General features: G+C 75.6%; 22 protein-coding genes and 1 riboswitch. Of the genes, 5 read left to right on the top strand and 17 right to left on the bottom strand.

All coding sequences use genetic code 11. The features are described 5' to 3' along the window. The first annotated feature begins 22 nt into the window (after positions 1-22). Positions 23-1,258, top strand: coding sequence for an MFS transporter (locus tag G8D98_RS01460; RefSeq protein ID WP_229661708.1), 1,236 nt, complete (start codon positions 23-25; stop codon positions 1,256-1,258). A 9-nt stretch (positions 1,259-1,267) separates the two neighbouring features. Here the strand turns inward: G8D98_RS01460 and G8D98_RS01455 are convergent, their stop codons facing one another. From G8D98_RS01455 to rpe, 6 genes are all read right to left on the bottom strand, one after another. After that, positions 1,268-1,738, bottom strand: a complete 471-nt coding sequence (locus tag G8D98_RS01455; protein WP_229661709.1) for a PH domain-containing protein — start codon at positions 1,736-1,738, stop codon at positions 1,268-1,270. Beyond that, positions 1,735-2,580, bottom strand: coding sequence for an ATP phosphoribosyltransferase (gene hisG / locus G8D98_RS01450; protein WP_166098118.1), 846 nt, complete (start codon positions 2,578-2,580; stop codon positions 1,735-1,737). The genes G8D98_RS01455 and hisG overlap by 4 nt, the downstream gene beginning before the upstream one ends. A gap of 50 nt (positions 2,581-2,630) precedes the next feature. Next, positions 2,631-2,894 carry a phosphoribosyl-ATP diphosphatase gene (locus G8D98_RS01445; RefSeq protein ID WP_166098116.1) on the bottom strand — a complete coding sequence of 88 codons (264 nt, stop codon included), beginning with the start codon at positions 2,892-2,894 and terminating at the stop codon, positions 2,631-2,633. 75 nt (positions 2,895-2,969) lie between these two features. Then, the gene (locus G8D98_RS01440; protein ID WP_166098114.1) at positions 2,970-3,728 is read right to left on the bottom strand and encodes a nicotinamide mononucleotide transporter family protein; all 759 of its coding nucleotides are present in this window, start codon (positions 3,726-3,728) and stop codon (positions 2,970-2,972) included. 101 nt (positions 3,729-3,829) lie between these two features. Then, a riboswitch (FMN riboswitch) is annotated at positions 3,830-3,958 on the bottom strand. Positions 3,959-4,023: 65 nt separating this feature from the next. Beyond that, on the bottom strand, positions 4,024-4,638 hold the full coding sequence (locus G8D98_RS01435; RefSeq protein ID WP_166098112.1) for a pentapeptide repeat-containing protein: 615 nt from the start codon (positions 4,636-4,638) through the stop codon (positions 4,024-4,026). Continuing rightward, positions 4,635-5,294: a ribulose-phosphate 3-epimerase gene (rpe, locus tag G8D98_RS01430; RefSeq protein WP_166098110.1), complete on the bottom strand. Its 660-nt coding sequence runs from the start codon at positions 5,292-5,294 to the stop codon at positions 4,635-4,637. The genes G8D98_RS01435 and rpe overlap by 4 nt, the downstream gene beginning before the upstream one ends. 39 nt (positions 5,295-5,333) lie before the next feature. Between rpe and G8D98_RS01425 the strand changes: the two genes are divergently transcribed. Next, positions 5,334-5,768 carry an NUDIX hydrolase gene (locus tag G8D98_RS01425; protein WP_205859665.1) on the top strand — a complete coding sequence of 145 codons (435 nt, stop codon included), beginning with the start codon at positions 5,334-5,336 and terminating at the stop codon, positions 5,766-5,768. 9 nt (positions 5,769-5,777) lie between these two features. Here the strand turns inward: G8D98_RS01425 and G8D98_RS01420 are convergent, their stop codons facing one another. From G8D98_RS01420 to G8D98_RS01410, 3 genes are read right to left on the bottom strand one after another with little or no spacing between them, the layout of a single operon-like run. After that, positions 5,778-6,284 (bottom strand): GNAT family N-acetyltransferase, encoded by a 507-nt coding sequence (locus tag G8D98_RS01420; RefSeq protein ID WP_166098108.1) that lies wholly within the window; start codon positions 6,282-6,284, stop codon positions 5,778-5,780. Next, positions 6,277-6,684, bottom strand: a complete 408-nt coding sequence (locus G8D98_RS01415; protein ID WP_166098106.1) for a YybH family protein — start codon at positions 6,682-6,684, stop codon at positions 6,277-6,279. Before G8D98_RS01415 ends, G8D98_RS01420 begins: the two co-directional genes overlap by 8 nt. Beyond that, on the bottom strand, positions 6,681-8,171 hold the full coding sequence (locus G8D98_RS01410; protein WP_166098104.1) for an RsmB/NOP family class I SAM-dependent RNA methyltransferase: 1,491 nt from the start codon (positions 8,169-8,171) through the stop codon (positions 6,681-6,683). Before G8D98_RS01410 ends, G8D98_RS01415 begins: the two co-directional genes overlap by 4 nt. 86 nt (positions 8,172-8,257) lie before the next feature. Here G8D98_RS01410 and G8D98_RS01405 point away from each other — a divergent pair, with 86 nt between their 5' ends. Next, positions 8,258-9,112: a DinB family protein gene (locus tag G8D98_RS01405; RefSeq protein WP_166098102.1), complete on the top strand. Its 855-nt coding sequence runs from the start codon at positions 8,258-8,260 to the stop codon at positions 9,110-9,112. On the opposite strand, the gene G8D98_RS01400 is transcribed toward G8D98_RS01405, so the two are convergent. From G8D98_RS01400 to metK, 4 genes are read right to left on the bottom strand one after another with little or no spacing between them, the layout of a single operon-like run. Beyond that, a complete protein-coding gene (locus G8D98_RS01400) occupies positions 9,101-10,447 on the bottom strand; it encodes a serine hydrolase domain-containing protein (RefSeq protein WP_166098099.1) in 1,347 nt (448 codons plus the stop codon). The genes G8D98_RS01405 and G8D98_RS01400 overlap by 12 nt on opposite strands. A 55-nt stretch (positions 10,448-10,502) precedes the next feature. After that, entirely contained in the window at positions 10,503-11,438 is a 936-nt protein-coding gene (locus G8D98_RS01395; RefSeq protein WP_166098097.1) for a methionyl-tRNA formyltransferase, read from the bottom strand. A 31-nt stretch (positions 11,439-11,469) separates the two neighbouring features. Continuing rightward, positions 11,470-13,521, bottom strand: a complete 2,052-nt coding sequence (locus tag G8D98_RS01390) for a primosomal protein N' (RefSeq protein ID WP_240920855.1) — start codon at positions 13,519-13,521, stop codon at positions 11,470-11,472. A gap of 33 nt (positions 13,522-13,554) precedes the next feature. After that, entirely contained in the window at positions 13,555-14,775 is a 1,221-nt protein-coding gene (gene metK / locus G8D98_RS01385; protein WP_166098095.1) for a methionine adenosyltransferase, read from the bottom strand. A gap of 128 nt (positions 14,776-14,903) precedes the next feature. Between metK and G8D98_RS01380 the strand changes: the two genes are divergently transcribed. Both G8D98_RS01380 and G8D98_RS01375 read left to right on the top strand, forming a co-directional pair. Then, positions 14,904-16,412 (top strand): coiled-coil domain-containing protein, encoded by a 1,509-nt coding sequence (locus tag G8D98_RS01380; RefSeq protein ID WP_166098093.1) that lies wholly within the window; start codon positions 14,904-14,906, stop codon positions 16,410-16,412. After that, positions 16,409-17,563 carry a DivIVA domain-containing protein gene (locus tag G8D98_RS01375; protein WP_166098091.1) on the top strand — a complete coding sequence of 385 codons (1,155 nt, stop codon included), beginning with the start codon at positions 16,409-16,411 and terminating at the stop codon, positions 17,561-17,563. The genes G8D98_RS01380 and G8D98_RS01375 overlap by 4 nt, the downstream gene beginning before the upstream one ends. A 16-nt stretch (positions 17,564-17,579) precedes the next feature. Here the strand turns inward: G8D98_RS01375 and coaBC are convergent, their stop codons facing one another. From coaBC to mihF, 4 genes are read right to left on the bottom strand one after another with little or no spacing between them, the layout of a single operon-like run. Then, positions 17,580-18,809, bottom strand: a complete 1,230-nt coding sequence (gene coaBC, locus G8D98_RS01370) for a bifunctional phosphopantothenoylcysteine decarboxylase/phosphopantothenate--cysteine ligase CoaBC (RefSeq protein ID WP_166098089.1) — start codon at positions 18,807-18,809, stop codon at positions 17,580-17,582. Between the two features lie 4 nt (positions 18,810-18,813). After that, positions 18,814-19,104: a DNA-directed RNA polymerase subunit omega gene (gene rpoZ / locus G8D98_RS01365; protein WP_166098086.1), complete on the bottom strand. Its 291-nt coding sequence runs from the start codon at positions 19,102-19,104 to the stop codon at positions 18,814-18,816. A gap of 3 nt (positions 19,105-19,107) precedes the next feature. Continuing rightward, entirely contained in the window at positions 19,108-19,689 is a 582-nt protein-coding gene (gene gmk / locus G8D98_RS01360; protein WP_166098083.1) for a guanylate kinase, read from the bottom strand. Then, on the bottom strand, positions 19,686-20,003 hold the full coding sequence (mihF, locus tag G8D98_RS01355) for an integration host factor, actinobacterial type (RefSeq protein ID WP_166098080.1): 318 nt from the start codon (positions 20,001-20,003) through the stop codon (positions 19,686-19,688). The genes gmk and mihF overlap by 4 nt, the downstream gene beginning before the upstream one ends. Positions 20,004-20,077: the final 74 nt, after the last annotated feature.

Below are 20,077 nucleotides of genomic sequence, written 5' to 3'. Positions count from 1 at the left end.
AGGATGCCGCGGTGAGTGCCCCGTGACCGCCCATCCCGACGCGACCGGCCGCGCGCTGCCCCCGTGGCTCGTCGTCACCGCCCTCGTCCTCGTCGCGGCCAACCTGCGCACCCTCATGGCCAGCCTCCCCCCGCTCGCCGAGAGCATCCGCGCCGACCTCGGCCTCTCGAGCGCGGCCATGGGGGTGCTGACGACCGTACCGGTCCTGTGCATGGGCCTGCTCGCGCCGGTGGCCAACCAGGTCGCCCGGCGGGTGGGTGCCTCCTCGACCGTCGGTGCGGGCACCACCCTCGTCCTAGTCGGGCTCGTGCTGCGGGGCGTCGGCGGGCAGTCGGTCTGGCCGCTCTACGCCGGCACCCTCGTCGCCGGGGCGGGGATCGCCCTCGCGGGCACCCTGCTGCCCGGCGTGGTCAAGAGCGTCTTCCCGGCCCACCGCTCCGGGCTCGGGACGGGTCTGGTCATGCTGACGATGATGTCCCTCGCGGCGCTGGCATCGGCCACCGCGGTGCCGCTCGCCGACGCGCTCGGGGGCTGGGCCGGCTCGCTGCTGGCCTGGGCGCCGCTCGCCGCCCTCGCGGTCCTCGTGTGGGTCCCGGTGAGCCTCGCGACCCGCCGGCGGACCCTGCCCGAGGCCCCGCCGACCGACGTCTCACACGCCCTGCCGTGGCGCAGCCGGACCGCGTGGCTGCTCTCGGGGTTCCTCGTGTGCCAGTCCTGGCAGTTCTACTCCTCGCTGGCCTGGGTCGCGCCGACCTACGAGGCGCACGGGTGGAGCGCGGCGGACGCGGGCCTGCTGATGTCGGCGTTCGCGGGCACCCAGCTGGTCTCGGGGTTGCTCGCGCCGGTCCTCCTGGACCGGGTGCGCGACGCCCGGGCCCTGGTCGTCGGCTTCTCCGCCGTCGGCGGTGCCGGGACGGTCGGGGTCTGGCTCGCTCCCGGCCTCGCGCCCTGGGCCTGGGCGGTCCTGCTCGGGGTCGGTCAGGGGGCGTGTTTCGCCCTGGCGCTGGGCCTCGTCGTGCGCTTCAGCGCCACCCCCCGCGACAGCGCCCGGCTCACCGCGATGGGCTTCCTCCTCGGCTACACCGTGGCCTCCGCCGGGCCGGCGACGATGGGAGCCGTCGAGGACCTCTCCGGCTCGTGGCGGGTCCTGTGGGGCCTGCTCGCGCTCGTCGCGGTGCCCCAGATGCTCGCGGGTTCGCGTCTGCGGCCCGGTCTGGGCAGGGTCGGTGGGACGAGCCGCGAGCGGGTCACCGCCTGAGGTCGGCCGCTACCGCTCTCCGTCGAGACCCTGGCGCCCGGTGGAGTGGGCGGCGACGAGGGCGGCGAGCCGGCTCGCCTCGGCACGCCCGTGGGCGCCGTCGACCCGCTGCACGGCCATGACGGCGACGACGTCGGTGTCGATGAGCTCGAGGCTCACCCACGGGTCGCCCTCGACGAAGCGGACCCCGACGATCTCGTCCCAGCCGATGGTCCGGGTGAGCATGAGGTTACGGACGGTCAGCCCGTCCGGTCCCGGGGTGGCCCGGATCGCCGCGTACCGCGCGAGGAAGAGGGCCACGGCGACGCCGAGCGCGAGCAGGGCGAGCTGGTCCACGGGCCCCCAGGTCCCGAGGGCCCCCATCCCCACCGCGACCGCGGCGCAGGTCGCGACGAAGACCGCACCGACGACGAGCGGCACCACCCGCCCGCGGCGGGGCCTGAACGGTGGGCCGTCGACCGGCCCCTCCGGCGGGCTCACAGCCGGCAGGCGGTGATGTCGGTGACGAGGATGGCGCGGGCCCCGAGGTCGTAGAGCTCGTCCATCACGGTGTTCGTCACCGCCCGCGGGACCATCGCCCGCACGGCGCACCAGTCACGGTTCTGCAGGGAGGAGACCGTCGGGCTCTCCAGCCCGGGGGTGACGGCACACGCGCGGTCGACGAGGTCGGCCGGGACGTCGTAGTCGAGCATGACGTAGTGCCGGGCGGTGACCACACCGAGCAGCCGGCGGCGCAGCACCTCGATCCCGGACTTCTCCTCGCTGCCCTCGCGCCGGACGAGGACCGCCTCGCTGCGCAGGATGGGGTCGCCGAACACCTCGAGGCCCTGGCTGCGCAGGGTGGCGCCGGTCTCGACGACGTCGGCGATGACGTCGCCGACACCGAGGGTGATGGCCGTCTCGACGGCACCGTCGAGACGCACGACCTCTGCGGAGACGCCGTGGTCGGCGAGGTGCTTCTCGACGAGGCCGGGGTAGCTCGTCGCGACACGGTGCCCGGCCACGTCGGCCAGCGAGGTCGCGGTGCCCGGGCGGGCCGCGTAGCGGAAGGTCGAGGCGCCGAAGCCGAGCTCCATCACCTCGACCGCGGCCGAGCCGGAGTCCAGGAGGAGGTCACGCCCGGTGATGCCGCAGTCGACGGTGCCCGACCCGACGTACACGGCGATGTCCCGAGGGCGCAGGTAGAACAGCTCGACCTCGCTGCCCTCGTCGCGCACGACGAGCTCCTTGCTGTCGCGGCGGGTGCGGTAGCCCGCCTCTCGGAGCATGTCGGCCGCAGGCTCGGCGAGCGATCCCTTGTTCGGGACGGCGATGCGCAGCATGAGTGGGTCCTCGGGGTCCGTTGGGTGGGTGGCGGATGGGCGTCGCGCGCTCACAGGTGGCGGTAGACGTCCTGCGGGGTCAGCTCGGTGGCGACCATGAGGACCTGGAGGTGGTAGAGCAGCTGGCTGACCTCCTCCGCCGTGCGCTCGCGCCCCTCGTGCTCGGCGGCCATCCACACCTCCGCCGCCTCCTCGACGATCTTCTTGCCGATCGCGTGGACCCCCGCGTCGAGGGCGGCGACCGTGCCCGACCCCTCGGGGCGGGAGCGGGCCTTGTCGGCGAGCTCGGCGTACAGCGCGTCGAAGGTCTTCACGAGGGTCAAGGGTACGGGGACCTGGCCGGGGGGAGGACGGCCGTCCGCGGACGCCGCCCTCCCCCGTCGGGACCCTCAGGCGACCGGTGCCGGGTCGACGTCGCGGGCCTCCTGCCGGGCGGCCCGGGTGACCTTGACCCACTGGGTGAAGCCGTAGAGGACGAAGAGGCCGTAGAAGATGTACATCACCGACGTCGGCACGTACCCGGTGGCGAACCCCAGGGGGACCCCGATGAGGTCGACGCCGATCCAGGCCAGCCAGAACTCGTTCCAGCCGCGGGCCATCGCGTAGGTCGCGACGAACGACCCGACGAAGATCCACGCGTCGGCGGCGTAGTACCACCACTGCGGAGTCCAGTAGGGATCGGGCGCGAGGTTCCACAGCTGGAGGAAGAGGTACCAGACCACCGCCGTCCCGAGCAGCCATCCCGCCGCGACGACGAGACGTTCCCGCGAGGTCATCCACCGCGGGACGAGCACCGGTGCGCCCCCGACGCCGCCCGCGGCCCGCCGGTGCTGGGCCCAGCGCACCCAGCCGTAGAGGCTGACCGCGATGAAGAGCACCTGCCGCCCGGACTGCCCGAAGAGCGGGATGCGCTGGTCGGCGCCGAAGGCGGCACCGATGTACACGAAGAAGAGCATGACGTTGGCGACGATGCCGACCGGCCAGGCCCATACGGCCCGCTTCATGCCGTACCACGCCGACGCGACGCCGATGAGGACCCCGATGAGCTCGAGCCAGTGCAGCTCGTAGGGGCCGATGGGGATGGCGGCGTCGATCGCCTGCTGGAAGAGGTTCTGCGACGGGTCGGCCGCCGCGAGGAGGGTGTTCATGAGAGGTGTTCGTCCTTCGGGTTCGTTGTGCTTCTCGGACGAACTCCGGGGACTCCACCGCGGGACGGACCGCGCCCACGAGGGACCGGCACGTCCTGCCGTCCGTGCTGCCTACCATCCGGACTTTCACCGTCGGTCCAGGAGTTCCACCTGGTCAACCGGCCGCTGGCTGCGGCCGGGTCGCGGACTGTCACCGCCGGTTCGGAGTTTCACCGACCCCGGAGCACGTGCGCCCGATTATGCCCCAGCCGCCGCGGGACGTCACCGCCGTGCGCTGTGCCCTCGCTCACCGCGCTCAGTCCTGCACGACCATCCCCATGGCGCGCAGGATCCCGCCGGCGGCGAGGGCGTCGACGCGCATGCCGCGTACCCGGTTCTGCGCGGGGTCGAGCAGGTAGCCGGTGGACCCGCGCAGGTCGGCCGCGCGCAGGTCGGTCCCGGCGAAGGTGGCCCCGGTCAGGTCGCACCCGGTGAGCTCGGCATCGCGCAGGTCGGCACCGGCGAGGTCGACCTCGACGAGCCCGCAGCCGGTGAACCGGGAGCGGGCCAGCGCGCCGTCGCGGAAGGAGCCGAGGTCGAGACGGCACCGTTCGAAGTCCCAGGGACGGGTGGACAGTGGCGCGGTCGCGGCCCGTGCCCAGCTCACGGCCAGCGCCTTGCAGTCGACGAGGCGGCAGTCGGTGAAGCGCGACCCGCCGAGGTCGACCATCGTCAGGTTGCACCCGGTGAAGGTGCACTCGAGGAAGGTGCACCCACGCAGCACGGCCTTCTCCAGGTCGCAGCCGTCGAGCCGGCACCCCTCGAGCTCGACCCCGTCGAGCACCTCACCGGCCGCGAGCCCCTCGACGAGGTCGAGGTCGCGCGCGTAGCCGCCGGTACCCTCGAGCCGCTCGGCGAGCGAGCTGCTCACGGGTGTCGGTGCCGCTCGACGAGGGCGCGTAGCTCCCGGACGGCGTCGGCCGCGCTGTCCCGGCCGTAGACGGCCGAACCCGCGACGAAGACGTCGGCACCGGCCTCGGCGCACTGCTCGATCGTCTCCGCGGACACTCCCCCGTCGACCTGTACCCACAGCTCGCCGCCGTGCCGGCGGACGGCCTCGCGGACCTGGGCGACCTTGGGCAGCTGGTCGCTCATGAACGACTGCCCGCCGAAGCCCGGCTCGACGGTCATCACGAGCACCATGTCGACCTCCCCCAGCAGCTCCTCGTACGGCCCGAACGGGGTCCCCGGCTTGAGCGCGAACGCGGCCCGCGCCCCCGCCGCTCGGATGGCTCGGGCCGTCGCGACGGCGTCATGGGCCGCCTCGACGTGGAAGGTGACCGACCCCGCACCGGCCTCGGCGTAGCCGGGCGCCCAGCGGTCGGGGTCCTCGATCATCAGATGGCAGTCGAGGGGGACCGGCGACACCGTCACGAGAGCCTCGACGACCGGCAGACCGAGCGTGAGGTTCGGGACGAAGTGGTTGTCCATGACGTCGACGTGGGCCCAGTCGGCGGTGGCGATCGCCTCGAGCTCGGACTGGAGGTTCGCGAAGTCGGCCGCGAGGATCGAGGGCGAGATCAGCACGCAAGCCACCCTAGCGAGCGGCCGTTAGGGTCGGACACCGTGACCTCCCCCTGCGACGCGAGCGACCCCGCCGAGCCGATCCGGGTCAGCGCCGTCGTCCTCCAGGACGGCGCCGGGCGGCTGCTGACCGTCCGCGAGCGCGGCACACACCGGTTCATGCTCGTCGGTGGCAAGCACGAGCCCGGTGAGACCGCCGAGCAGACGGCGGTGCGCGAGGCCGCCGAGGAGGTGGGCGTCGACCTCGACCTCGGCCGGCTCGTGCGGCTCGGACGGTTCACCGCCCGGGCCGCGAACGAGGAGGGGCGCACCGTCGAGTCGGTCGTCTTCACCCACCCACCGGTGCCGATGGGCGACGCGCCCGCGTCGGAGATCGAGGAGCAGCGCTGGCTCGACCCCCGCGAGCGGCCGTGGCCGGACGACCTCGCGCCCCTGCTCGCCGAGCACGTCCTGCCCGCCCTCTCTCCCGGGGAGTGACGGCGCGGGTCAGCGGACCATCCGCAGCTCGGTGAGCGGGAACCCGCGGCTCGCCGCACGTGTCCCGTCGAGGGCGAAGCCGTTGCGGCGGTAGAACGCGATGGCACGGTCGTTGCCCTCGGCCACCCACAGCTCGGCCGGCCGGTCGCCGACGGCCCACTCGACCAGCTCCTGGCCGAGCCCGGTGCCCAGCTGCCCCCGGGCGACGTACAGCCCCCACAGCTCCTCGCCACGGACCGGCTCGACGCCCTCGTGGCCGCGGGCGGGGCCGGCCATCGACCACGCGAGGGCAACCCCCTGGCGGTCGAACACCGCTGTGCGGCGGGCGCCGTCCGGCAGCGGCAGCCCGAGGACCCGCTGCCACATCGCGATCCGCTCCTGCGCCGGGTGCTCGTCGAACCACCCGTCGGGCAGGAGCGGGCCGTACGTGTCCACCCAGGACCGGTGGTGCATCAGGCCCAGGGCCTCGGCGTCCGACGGGACGGGCTCGCGCCGGACGAGCGCGTCGTCAGCCACGGGACGCGTGCGCCCGGACGTGGGCGAGGAGCCAGCGCCCGTCCCGTCGGACGAGGACCTCGGTGAACTCGTGGACGAGGACCCCGTCGTCACCGACGGCGAGTGGCGCGTCGGGGCCCAGCCCCGTGAGCCGCGCGACGCCGTCGAGCACGACGACGTCGTCGGTCACGGCGTCGGCGCGCACGACGCGGCTCTCGTGGCGCGACCCGGCGGCCCAGCCGGCGAACAGCCCCTCGAACACCGTGCGGACCTGGTCCCGGCCCCGGGCCTCCTCGCCCGAGGGGTTGACGAGGACGGCGTCGTCGGTGAGGCAGGAGAGCAGCCCGTCGACGTCGGCGCGGTTCCAGGCTGCGTCGTACGCGGCCTCCGTGGCCCGGGCCACCTCCTCCGCCGGGGTCATCGGGCCGCCCGCTTCCGGAGCAGCGCGAGGAACATCGCGTCGGTGCCGTGGACGTGCGGCCACAGCTGGACGTGCGGGCCGTCGCCGAGCTCGGGCAGCTGCTCACCGTGGGCGTCGCGCAGGGACGGCCGGGCGTCGAGCACCTCGACGTCGTCGCGCTTCTTGAGGACGTCGGCGACGACGAACCGCGTCTCGGCGACGTGCGGGCTGCACGTCGCGTAGGCGACCACCCCTCCGGGCGCGGCGGCGTCGAGCGCCGACGCCAGGAGCGCACGCTGCAGCGGGCCGAGCGTCGCGAGGTCGGAGGGCTGCCGCCGCCACCGTGCCTCGGGGCGACGCCGCAGGGCCCCGAGGCCGGTGCACGGTGCGTCGACGAGAACCCGTGCGTACCGGCCGGGCTCCTCGGCACCCAGCTCGCGACCGTCGGCCGTGCGCACCTCCACGCTGCGCCCCACCGCCTCGGCGCGCTCGGCGAGCGACCCGAGGCTGGAGCGGACCAGGTCGGCGCGGTGCGGGCTCACCTCGACCGCGGTGAGGTCGGCCCCGTGCTCGAGCGCGAGCCCGCCGAGCACCCCGGCCTTGCCGCCGGGACCGGCGCACAGGTCGAGCCAGCGGGTCGGGAGGCCGTCGGCCACCTCGACGGCAGCGAGCGCGAGGGCGAGGTGCTGCGAGCCCTCGTCCTGCACCGCGGCCCGGCCGTCGCGCACCGCGGCGACCCGCCCGGGGTCGCCACCGCGCAGGACGACGCCGATCGGGGAGGTCGCGCTCGGCTCGGCGTCGGCGGCAGCGACGAGCTCGTCGACGGTGGCGAGCCCGGGGCGGGCGACGAGGTGCACCTGCGGGGGCGCGTTGTCGGCGGCGAGGAGGGCCGCGAGCTCGGCGTCGACCGTGTCGGGAGTGGCCCGGCCGTGCCCGAGCAGGGCGGCCCGCAGCGCGGTGACGACCCACTCGGGGTGCGAGTGGCGCACGGCGAGGGCCGCCACACCGCCGCCCTCCGGCGTCACGGCATCGGTCCACTCCTCGAGGTCGCGCTCGCCCACGCGGCGCAGCACGGCGTTGACGAGACCGGACGCGCCCTGGCCGACGACGGCGCGCGCGAGCCCCACGGTCTGGTCGGCGGCGGCGTGCGCGGGCACCCGCATCCCGACCAGCTGGTGCACGCCGAGGCGGAGCACGTCGAGCACGGGCGGGTCGATGCGCTCGACCGGACGGTCCGCCGCCACCGCGACGATGCGGTCGTACAGCCCCTGCCAGCGCACCGTCCCGAACGCGAGCTCCGTGGCGAAGGCGGCGTCGCGACCCTCGAGGCGGCGCCGGCGGAGGATGCGCGGCATCTCGAGGTTGGCGTACGCCCCGTCGGCCACGGCGCGCAGCAGGGTGTAGGCGGCGAAGCGGGTCGGCTCCGCGCGGCGGGTGCGCTCGGACGGCGCGGTGCGGGAGCGGCGGCGCGGTCCGCCACCGTGGGATCGGGAGGGTCGGTCGGGCACCCGAGGAGGCTAGCCGGGCGCGGTCGCCGGGCACATCCGGCCCTTGCGGACGCCGAGTGTCCGGATCGCTCGCTACGGTCACGCCCATGAGCGACCACGAGGACGTCGACCTGTCCGGAACGAGTGCCCGGCGGGTCGTCCTGCGCGACGTCACAGCCCACGAGGTGGACCTCTCCGGGGCCCGGGCCGAGCAGGTGCGGCTGCGCGGGGCCCACGTCAGCGACGCCGACCTCACCGGGCTGCGGCTCACCGAGGTCCTCCTCGCCGACGTCGTCGTCCGGGGCGCCTCCCTCGAGGGCCGGGTCGAGATCAGCGGTGACGTGGAGGGCCTCGTCGTCAACGGGGTCGAGGTGGCGCCGCTCGTCGAGGCCGAGCTGGCCCGCCGGTACCCCGACTACGCGGCGATGAAGCCGACCGACGCCGAGGGCTTCCGGCAGGCCTGGGACGTCGTCGAGCGGCTGTGGGCCGGCACGGTCGAGCGCGCCCGGGGGTTCGCGCCCGAACAGCTGCACGCGTCGGTCGACGACGAGTGGTCCTTCACCGAAACCCTGCGCCACCTGTGCTTCGCCACCGAGTCCTGGGTCGGCCGCGTCGTGCTCGGCGACCCGTCGCCGTGGCACCCGCTGTCGCTCCCGTGGGACGGCATGCCCGACACGCCGGGCGTGCCACGCGACCGTGCCGCCCGGCCGGACCTCGACACGGTGCTCGCGCTGCGGTCCGAGCGGATGGCGATGGTGCGGCAGGTCGTCGACGGGCTGACCGACGCCGACCTCGAGCGCGAGCTGACCGTACCCCAGGGCGTCGGCTGGCCGCCCGCCGGTGAGACGATGCCCGCGAGCCACCCGCTGCACGTGGTCCTCAACGAGGAGTGGTGGCACCGCCGCTACGCCGAGCGGGACCTCGACACGGTCGAGGCAGACGGTGGCACCTCAGCCGGCTGACGGCTCCTCACCGAACCCCAGCGGTTCGCGGGTGACCCGGTAGGTGGCCCACCGCAGCGACTCCACGCCACCGTCGGGACCGCGGAGCACCCGCAGCGGCTCGTGCCGCTCGGCCCCGGTGGTCGTGCGGAGGACGTCCGGGCCGACCCGCTCGAAGGTCCACGGCTCCCGGTCGGCCGGCCAGTCCGGCGACCGCACCTCGAGCTGCCCCTGGCGGACCGAGAAGTCCCAGGGCCGGCCCTCGGACCACCACCGCCCGAGGAGCGGGCGCAGGTCGTCGGGCACCGTGGTCCCCGGTCGCCACGGCTCCGGCTCGGGCGGCTCGCGGTCGAGGACGACGTCGACGAGGGCGGCGGCGAAGCCCGCCGGGTCGCCCGGGGTGCTCGCGTTCATCAGGACCACCCCTGCGGTGCCGGTGGCCCGGTCGGTGAAGACCCCGGTGACGTGCCCCGGCATCCCTCCGGTGTGCCCCGCGAGCACCCGGCCCCCGGGTGAGCGCAGCAGGAAGAAGCCGAGGCCCATCCCCATCTGCCAGCCCTCGGCGTCGACGAAGGCCCGCGGGCGGGTCATCTCGTCCATCGTCGCGGGGGCCAGGACGTCGGGGTCGGGGTCCGCGACGAACGCGGTCCACCGCGCGAGGTCGGTGGCGGTGGACGCCAGCGCCCCGGCCGGCCCGGTCGCTGCGAGGTCGAGGACGGGCTCCGCGCGGGGCACGTCGTCGTACGGCCCGACGTAGTAGCCGTGGGCACGGCTCCCGCCGTCGAAGCCGACGCTGGTCCGCGTCATCCCCAGCGGCTCCAGGAGGCGCGCGCGTAGCGACTCGTGCCACGCCCTGCCGTCGAGCCGGGCCACGACCTGGCCGAGGAGGGCGAAGGCGAGGTTGGAGTAGTGCCACTGCTCCCCCGCCCGCAGGAGCGCCTCGGCCGAGTCGGCCTCGCGCAGCAGGGCCTCCTCGTCCGGGTGGCGCAGGGTCACCCAGACGTCACCGACGGGCTCCCGCTGCAGGCCGCTCACGTGCGACAGCGCGTCACGGACCGTGACGTCGTGACGCAGCCCCGGGAGGTGGTCGGCGAGGCGGTCCTCGAGCGAGAGCCGGCCCTCGTCGCGCAGCTGCATGACCATCGTCGCGACGAAGGTCTTCGTGTTCGAGGCGACGAGGAACTGGTCCTCGCGGCTCGGTACGCGCTCGGTGCCGACCTCTGCCGTCCCGATCGCGCCCTCCCAGAGCAGCTCCCCGTGTCTGACGACGCTGGCGTGGAGACCGGGCACCCGCCCGGAGCGCTGGCGGTCGAGGGCGGTGCGGCGCAGCACCGCTGCGGTGGAGTCACGGACCATGACCCGACGGTAGGACACCCCGGGCGGCCCTCGCCGGGCGGTCGGCGCCCTGCGCTCAGCCGAGACACTCCCCCCGGTCGATCCGCACACCACGGGCCCAGTCGGCGGCCGGCATCGGCGTCTTCCCGGGCGGCACGACCTCGCCGAGCGCCACCGGGCCGGCGGCGGTCCCGACGTACACGACCCGCTTCGTCGGGTGCAGCACGCCCGGCCCGAGCGCGGGAAGACCCTCGGTCGCGGTGCCGGGGTGGACCGGGCCGATCTTCAGGCGCTCGCCTCGGAACGTGCTCCACGCGCCGGGGTCCGGCGTGCAGCCGCGCACCTGCCGGTCGACGAGATGCGGCGGCAGTGACCAGCGCACCTCGCACTCCTCGACGGTGAGCTTCGGGGCGAGGCTCACGCCGTCCTCGGGCTGCGGGACGGCCCGCAGCGAGCCGTCCTCGAGCCCGTCCATCGTCGCGACGAGCAGGCCGGCCCCGACGTCGGCGAGCCGCTCGAGCAGCGTCCCGGCGGTGTCGTCGGGACGGATCTGCTCGGTCACCGTGCCGAGGACCGGACCGGTGTCCAGCCCCTCCTCGAGGACGAACGTGCTCGCCCCGGTCACCTCGTCCCCGGCCATGATCGCCCGCTGCACGGGCGCGGCGCCCCGCCAGGCCGGCAGGAGCGAGAAGTGCAGGTTGACCCACCCGTGGGCCGGGACCTCGAGCGCCTCACGCGGCAGGAGCGCCCCGTAGGCGACGACCGGGCTGCAGTCGGGGGCGATCGCCCGCAGCCGGTCGAGGAACCCCGGCTCCCTCGGGCTGGCGGGAGTGAGCACCTCGAGGCCGTGCTCGAGCGCGGCCGCCCTGACCGGGGAGGGGGCCAGCGTGCGGCCCCTCCCTGACCGCGAGTCCGGGCGGGTGACGACGGCCACGACCTCGTGCCGCGAGGCGAGCAGCGCCTCGAGGGAGGGGACGGCGGTGGCGGGGGTTCCGGCGAGGACGAGACGCACCCGGCGAGTCTAGGAGGGGCGCCCCGCGCCCTCAGGCGGCCGGGTCGCGCGGGTCGACGCGCACGCTGACGGCGTCGGCCTCCTTGCGTGCCGACGCCCGGGCACGCATCGCGGCGAGCTCCTGGGCGAGCTGCACGCCGTCGGCCTCCGGGACCGTGACGAGGGCGCGCCAGCGGGTCTCCCCGTGCGGCAGCGGGCCGAGGGTCGAGGCGCTCGGCGGCAGCCGGAGCTCCCCGAGCGCAGCGGTGACCGCGGCCCGCGAGCCGGTGACCGCCGCCACCCGCGCCGTCGGCGGTAGGGCCAGCTCGCGACGCTCGGCGAGCTCGCGCTCGACGAACCAGGCCGGGTCCCAGCGCACGAGCGCCTCGACCGCCGGCACCGTCACGTGGGTGGGCGCGCCGGCCAGCACGACCGCGCCCCCGGCGCTCGCCGGTCTCACCAGCGCCGCGGCCGCGCACCACCGGCGCAGCGCCTCCTCCCCCGCGTCGAGGGTCGGCCGGTCCAGCAGCGCCCAGGCGTCGAGCAGGAGCGCGGCCGCGTAGCCGCCCTCGGCGACCGGCTCCGCGCCCGGGGTCGAGACGACCAGCCGAGGCGACCCGGCAACCACGTCGAGCACCGCCCCGGCGCCGGAACGCTCCACGGGGACCCCGGGGAACGCCCGGCCGAGCTCCTCGGCGGTGCGGTGCGCCCCGACCACCGACGAGCGCAGCCGGGTCCCCGAGCACACCGGGCACGCGAAGGCCGTCTCCACCCGACCGCACCACCGGCACGCGGGTGGCCCCTGCGGACCGGCGAGCGCCAGCGGCCCCGAGCAGGCGCGGCAGCGGGCTGGCCGGCGGCAGTCCTGGCAGGACAGCGAGGGCAGGTAGCCCCGGCGCGGGACCTGGACGAGCACCGGACCCCCGGTGAGAGCGTCCTTCGCGGCGCGCCAGGCGACACTCGGCAGGTGGGCCGCCGCCACGGCCGGGTCGCGCTCGAGGTCGGCGCCCTCGCCCGCGACCCGCACAGCGGGCACCGCCGCGCGCACCGCGCGCCGGGGAGCCTCGACGGCGGCCAGCCTCCCCTGCCCGACGAGGTGGGCGACCGCGGTGGAGCGGACGAACCCGGCCGCGAGCACGGCGGCCCGCTCCCGCTCCGCCCGGGCGAGGAGGACCTCCCGGACGTGCGGGTACGGCGCGCGGGGCTCCTCCAGGAGGTCGTCGCCGTCGTCCCACCAGGCGACCAGGCCGAGGTCGCGGACCGGGGCGAACGCCGCGGCCCGGGTGCCGACGACGACGGGCACATGAGCGCGCAGAGCCTTGAGGAACGCGGTGTAGCGGGCCTGGGGGCCCTGGTCGGCGGTGAGCCGGGTGTGCCGGCCCGGCCCCAGGGCGGCGGTGAGCGCCTCCTCGACGCGGCGGACGTCACGGTGGTCGGGGACGACGAGGAGCGCGCCCCGGCCGCCGTCGACGCACGCCCGGGCGGCGCTCGCGAGCAGCGTCGGCCAGTCCTGCTCCGGGCCACCGGCGGGCAGCGCGAGGACCGCGGCCCCCGGCGACCCGCGCTCGCGCAGCCGGTCGAGGAAGGCGGCGCCCGCGGGGTAGCGAGACCACGGCCCGGCGGCCGGCGCCGGCCCGAGCGGCTCGGTCTCGGGCGCCGTGACCGGAAGGGCCTGCTCGGCCCGGGCGTGCCGCGGCGGGACCGCGAGCCGCAGGACGTCCCCGAGGGTGCCCGCGTAGCGCGCCGCGACGGTGCGCGCGGCGTCGAGGACGGCGGGGGTGAGCACCGGCTCGGGGGAGACCAGCCGGCGCAGGGGGCGCAGCGTGCCCGCGTGCTCGGCGCTCTCCCGGCGCTCGAGGACCCAGCCGGCGAGGTCCTGCCCCGCGAAACGCACCTTGACCCGGGCCCCGGGCACGGCCCCCGTCGCCATGGACTCGGGGACGAGGTACTCGAAGGGCCGGTCGAGGTGGGCCAGGCCGGTGTCGACCTGGACGAGCGCGACCGGCCGCTCGGCCGCGGGCGGGTCCTGCCCGGCGCGGCGCCGACGGGCCGGCCCGGCCCCCGCGAGGAGGGCCAGCTGCTCGCTCTCGCCGGTCCCGGTCACGCCCGCAACCTAGCGAAGGGGCCCGACGGCCGGTCAGCCCCGGACGGCTCGCTGCAGGGCCTCGACCCGGTCGGTGCGCTCCCAGGTGAACGCGTCCGCGACGCCCGGGGCGCTGGCCCGACCGAAGTGGCCGTAGGCGGCGGTCGGCTGGTAGATCGGCCGGAGCAGGTCGAGGTCCTCGAGGATCGCCAGCGGCCGCAGGTCGAAGACCGCGGTGATCGCGGCCTGGATGCGCTCGACCGGGACCGTCTCGGTGCCGAACGTCTCGACGTAGAGGCCGACCGGCTGGGCGACGCCGATGGCGTAGGCGACCTGCACCTCGCACCGGCGGGCGAGCCCCGCCGCGACGACGTTCTTGGCGACCCACCGCATCGCGTACGCCGCGGACCGGTCGACCTTGGAGGGGTCCTTGCCGGAGAACGCGCCCCCACCGTGCCGGGCCATCCCCCCGTAGGTGTCGACGATGATCTTGCGCCCGGTGAGGCCGGCGTCCCCCATCGGGCCGCCGATGACGAACTTGCCCGTGGGGTTGATGTAGGTGCGCACCGCGTCGGTCCGCAGCTCGGTCCCGCCGTCGGCGAGCTCGGCCAGCACCGGGTCGATGACCCGGGAGCGGATGTCCGGGCCGAGGAGCCCCTCGAGGCTGACGTCCTCGGCGTGCTGGGTCGAGAGGACCACGGCGTCCAACGACACCGCGCTGTCACCGTCGTAGGCGATGGTCACCTGGGTCTTGCCGTCGGGGCGCAGGTAGGACAGCTCACCGCTCTTGCGCACCTGCGTCAGCCGCTCGGAGAGCCGGTGGGCGAGGTGGATCGGCAGCGGCATGAGCTCGGGGGTGTCGTCGCAGGCGTACCCGAACATCAGGCCCTGGTCGCCGGCGCCCTGCTTGTCACGCGGGTCGACCGCGCCCGTGCGGCTCTCGAACGCGGTGTCGACCCCCTGGGCGATGTCGGGGCTCTGCTGGCCGATCGACACCTCGACCCCGCAGGAGCCGCCGTCGAAGCCCTTCGTCGAGGAGTCGTAGCCGATGGCGCGCACGGTCTCGCGGACGACCTGCGGGATCTCGACGTACGCCTCGGTGGTGACCTCGCCGGCGACGTGCACGAGCCCGGTGGTCACCATCGTCTCGACGGCCACCCGGCTGTGCGGGTCCTGGGCCAGGAGCGCGTCGAGGATGCTGTCGGAGATCTGGTCGCAGATCTTGTCCGGGTGCCCCTCGGTGACCGACTCGGACGTGAACAGGCGTGCGGACACGCGGCAACTCCTTCGACGTCGGGATGCGCCGGTGGGGACCGGGGCGCACCCGGCTCAACATACCGGTCGCTGAGAAGCCTCTCCGGCTCGGGCCGCGCGGGACAGGCTGCCGTGTCATCATGGGGGCCGTGTCCGACGGGTCCCACAACGACGCGACGCCGTCCGGGGTGGAGACCACAGCATCCGCGAGCCCGGTCGACGAGGCGCTCTCGCTGCTCACGCGCGCCCAGACCCTCGCCGACCAGCTGCGCCAGGACGCCGGGCAGGAGCTGAGCGAGGCCCGGGCCGAGGCGGCCCGGATCCGCTCCGAGACCGCCTCCGCCGCGCAGGAGCTCGCCGAGCTCACCGCGAGCCTCGAGGAGGCCCGCACGCAGGCGCGCCACCAGCTCGAGGAGGCCCGCTCCGAGGTCGAGGTCATGCTCGGCGACGCCGCCGACCAGGCCGCGCTGCTGCGGGCCCGGGCGACCAAGGCGAGCGACGAGGCGATCGCGCTCGCCGAGGAGCAGGCCGCGGCGCTCGTCGCCGAGGCCGAGGAGCGCGCCCGGCAGGTGCTCGAGGCCGCCCGCGGTGAGCACGAGTCGACCCTGGCCCGGCTCGCCGACGAGGAGCACCAGCACCGCGAGCGGTGGGCTGCCGAGCAGGCGAGCCACACGGCGCAGCTCGCGGCCCTGCGCGAGCGCACCGAGACCGAGCTCGCCACCCTGCGGGAGGACGCGGAGTCCTTCGCCGCCGACCACCGGGCCCAGGCGGAGGCGGAGGTGGCCCAGCGGCTCGCCGACCTCACGACCCGCGAGCGCGGCGCGCGGGTGGAGGCCGACCTGCTCGTCGAGGACGCGCACAAGGAGGCCGCCCGGATCCAGGCCGAGGCCGAGGCCGAGGCCGGCTCGGTCGTCGACAGTGCCGAGAAGCACCTCGCCTGGGCGCAGGGGACGGTGCGCGAGGTCCTCGACCGCGCCGAGCGCGAGCGGGAGCACCGGGCCCGGGAGCACCACGACGTGCTCGTCGAGCGCACCCGCAGCCACCGCCAGCGCGTCCAGACCCTCCTCGGCAGCGCGACGGCCAAGAGCCGCGACCGGCTCGCCGAGGCCGAGGCGGAGTCCCGGCGGCTGCGCGAGCAGGCCGAGACGGTCCTCGCCGAGGCCCGCGCGGACGCCGAACGCACCCGCACCGCGGCCGCCCGAGAGTCCGAGCGCGTCCTCACCGAGGCTCGGCGTCAGGAGACGGAGTCCACCGCGCGCGCCGAGCGCCGGCTCGCCGAGGCCGAGGAGGGGGCCCGCCGCGTCCGCCAGGCGGCCGCGGACGACGTCGAGCACATGCACCGCGAGGCGCACGAGTACCACCGGGCCGCACGGGCCGAGATCGTCCGCGCCTCCGAGGAGGCCCGGACGCGTGCCGACACGGTGCGCGACGAGGCGCACGCCGCCCTCGAGCGGGCCCGTGCCGAGGTCCAGGCCCTTGCGGCGCGCCGCGACGCCATCAGCGACCAGCTCGGCCGTCTCTCCGGGGTCATCGAGGCCCTCGCCGTCCACGAGGAGGACGCCGTCACCCCCGACGACGCCCCCGCGGATGCGCACGAGCGCCCTCCCGCCCCCGAGGACACCGCCCCCGACCCCACCCCCGACGAGGAGTCCGCATGAACCAGCCCGAGTTCCCCACCGTCTTCCGCGGGTACGACCCCGTGCAGGTCGACGCGCACCTCGCTGCCGCTGCGCAGGCGGTCGAGACCGCGCAGCAGGAGGCGGACGCGGCGCGGCAGGAGGCGGCCGAGACCTCGGTGCAGCTGACCAAGGCCCGCCAGGAGCACGAGGCCCTCACCGGGGAGATCGAGGGGTACCGCGGGAGGGTCGCCGAGCTCGAGGAGGAGTCGCGCAAGGTGTCCGCCCCGACCTTCGCCGACCTCGGCGAGCGCATCGGGTCGATGCTCGGGCTCGCCGACGAGGAGGCGACCTCGCTGCGCACCGCAGCGGCCACCGAGGCCGAGCAGCTGCGCGCGGCCGCCGAGGAGGACAGCCGGCTCACCCGCGCCGACGCGGACCACTACGCCGAGGAGGTCCGCAACCGGGCCGACACCGAGGCGGCCGAGGTTCTCTCCCGGGCCCGGGCGCAGGCCGACTCGATCCTCGACGACGCCGCGCGCGAGGCGGCCGCCCGGCGGGAGGAGGCCGAGGCCTACTACGAGCAGCAGCGCGCTGCGGCCGCCGCGCAGGCCACCGACTTCGAGCGGACCCTCGGTGAGCGCCGCGAGGCCGCCGCCGCCGAGTTCAACGCCCAGATGGCCACCCAGGACCAGGCCCTGGCCGCCGTCCAGGAGCGCGCCGACCTGCTGGCCCGCGAGGCCGAGGAGGAGCACGCCGCGCGGACCGCCGAGGCCGGTCACGTCCTCGAGGCCGCGCGGGCGGAGGCGAGCGAGATCGTGCGCACCGCCAAGGAGCAGGCCGAACGGGTCCGTCGCGACTCCGACCGCGAGCTGGCCGCCGCGGTCGCCCGACGCGACAGCATCACCGCCCAGCTGTCCAACGTGCGCAACATGCTCGCCACCTTCGGCGGGCCCGGTGCCGCCGAGGCGATCGCCGCCGCTGGCCAGGAGGCCGAGGTCGTCGAGGTCGAGCCCGACGACGCGCCGGCGCCGGAGGAGGGCGAGCAGGCCCTCGACGTCACCGATGAGCAGGAGGAGCCCGAGGAGGTCCGCGAGGTCGAGGACGCGCAGGACGAGGGCGAGCCCGAGGAGGCCGTCGAGGCCGACGAGACCGTCGAGGCCGACGAGACGCCGGACACGGCCCGGCGCTGAGCGCGCGGGCCGGCCGTCAGAGCAGCTCGGCCACGGCGTCCCAGAGGGCGCCCGCCACGACGTCCTTGCTCGCGGGGCCGACGTCGAGGACGTCCTCGCTCCCCCGCCGCAGGATGTGCACGGTGCTCTCGTCGGCGCCGAAGGTCAGGCCCGCGCCGACCTCGTTGACCACGAGCAGGTCGCATCCCTTGCGTGCCAGCTTGGCGCGTCCGTGCTCCAGCACGGACGCGGCCTCGTCACCCGTCTCCGCCGCGAACCCGACGACGACGGGGGCCAGTGCCTCGCCCCGTCCGGCGACGAGGCCGGCGAGGATGTCGGGGTTGCGGACGAGCGCGACGGTGGGTGCCGACTCGTCGGGTGCGCCGTCCGGGCCCGCCTCGTGGGTCTTCTTGATCTTGTGCCCGGCGACCTGGGCGGGGCGGAAGTCGGCGACCGCGGCGGCCATGACGACGACGTCGGCGCCCACGGCCTCCTGCTCGACGGCGCGGGCCATCTCCAGGGCGGTCTCCACGGGGACGGCGCGCACGCCCTGCGGCACCGGGAGCTCCGCGCTCGTCACGAGCACGACGTCGGCGCCCCGCTGCGCGGCGACCCGGGCCACCGCGTACCCCTGCTTGCCGGAGGAGCGGTTGCCGAGGTAGCGCACCGGGTCCAGCGGCTCGCGGGTCCCCCCGGCGGTCACGACGACCCGTCGCCCGGCGAGCGGGCGGTCGCCCTCGGCGGCCGTGAGCTCTCGCTCGCACACGGCGAACAGCTCGTGCGGCTCGGGCATCCGACCGGGGCCGGAGTCCGTGCCGGTGAGCCGGCCCGATGCCGGCGGGACGACATGGACACCCCGCTCGGTCAGCGTCGCGACGTTGGCCTGGGTCGCGGCGTGCTCCCACATCTCGGTGTGCATGGCCGGGGCGAGGACGACCGGACAGTGCGCCGTGAGCAGGACGTTCGTCAGCAGGTCGTCGGCCTGCCCGGTCGCCGCCCGCGCCAGCAGGTCCGCCGTGGCCGGCGCGACGACCACGAGGTCGGCCTCCTGGCCGATCCGCACGTGCGGCACCTCGGTGATGTCGGACCAGACGTCGGTGTGCACCTGCTTGCCGGACAGTGCCGACCAGGTGGCCTCACCGACGAAGTGCAGCGCCGAGGCGGTCGGCACGACGGTGACGTCGTGGCCGGCCTCGGTGAGCAGCCGCAGCAGCGAGCACGCCTTGTACGCGGCGATGCCCCCGGCGACCCCGAGGACGACCTTCACCCGGTCAGGCCTCGGCGCTCGGCTCGTCGCCGCCCTCGCCGGTCGGCTCGCTGGTCAGCAGGCCCTCGTTGATCTCGCGCAGCGCGATCGAGAGCGGCTTCTCGTGGACCTCGGAGTCGACGAGCGGGCCGACGTACTCCAGCAGCCCCTCCTGGAGCTGGGCGTAGTAGGCGTTGATCTGCCGCGCGCGCTTGGCCGAGTACAGGACGAGGGCGTACTTGGAGTCGGCCTGCTCGAGCAGCTCGTCGATCGGCGGGTTGGTGATCCCGATGGGGTTGGCCGTGGTTCCGGACACGCGTCAGTCTCGTTTCGTCGAGGGGACAGGGGTTCGGGTCCATGATACGAGCTCCTCGGCCGCACGCCGAACGTCGTCGTTGACGACGGTGACGTCGAACTCCGCCGCCGCGGCCAGCTCCACCCGCGCGGTCGCCAGCCGGACCGCGCGCTCCTCCTCGTCCTCGGTGCCCCGGCCGACGAGCCGGCGGACCAGCTCCTCCCAGCTCGGGGGGGCGAGGAAGACGAAGAAGGCGTCGGGCATCGAGGCCCGCACCTGCCGGGCACCCTGGAGGTCGATCTCGAGCAGGGCCGGACGTCCGGCGCCGAGAGCCTCCTCGACCGGCCGGCGCGGCGTGCCGTACTTCGCCCGGCCGTGGACGAGCGCCCACTCCAGCAGCTCCCCCTCAGCCACCATGGTGTCGAACCGCTCGTCGGAGACGAAGTGGTAGTGGACACCGTCGACCTCGCCCGGGCGGGGGGGCCGGGTCGTCACGGACACCGACACCCAGACCTCGGGATAGTGCTCGCGCACGTAGGCGGCGACCGTCCCCTTCCCGACCGCGGTGGGCCCGGCGAGGACGGTGAGGCGGGAGCGGCCGGTCACTGCCGCCCGAAGCGCTCCAGGAGGGCGGCCACCTGGTTCTGCCCGAGCCCGCGGACCCGACGGCTCTCGGAGATGCCGACCTCCTCCATGATCTGGCGGGCGCGCACCCGCCCCACGCCGGGCATCGACTCCAGCAGGGCCGAGACCCGCATCTTGCCGATGACCTCGTTGCGCTTGCCGTCCTGGATGACGGCCCCGAGGGAGGCGCCGCCGTGCTTGAGCCGGTTCTTGACCTCGGCTCGCTCGCGTCGGGAGGCGGCGGCCTTCTCGAGGGCCGCGGTGCGCTGTTCCTGGGTGAGCGGGGGAAGTGCCACGAATGCGTCCTTGCTGTCACTGCGGGCGCTGGCTGCTCAACACCCGGCTGTACGGGGACGACTGTACCTGCCTG

It is taken from the genome of Phycicoccus endophyticus, from assembly GCF_011326735.1.
Taxonomy (GTDB): Bacteria; Actinomycetota; Actinomycetes; order Actinomycetales; family Dermatophilaceae; genus Phycicoccus; species Phycicoccus endophyticus.
The sequence above is the reverse complement of the archived record's forward strand: the minus strand, read 5'-3'. Positions and strand labels throughout refer to the sequence as shown.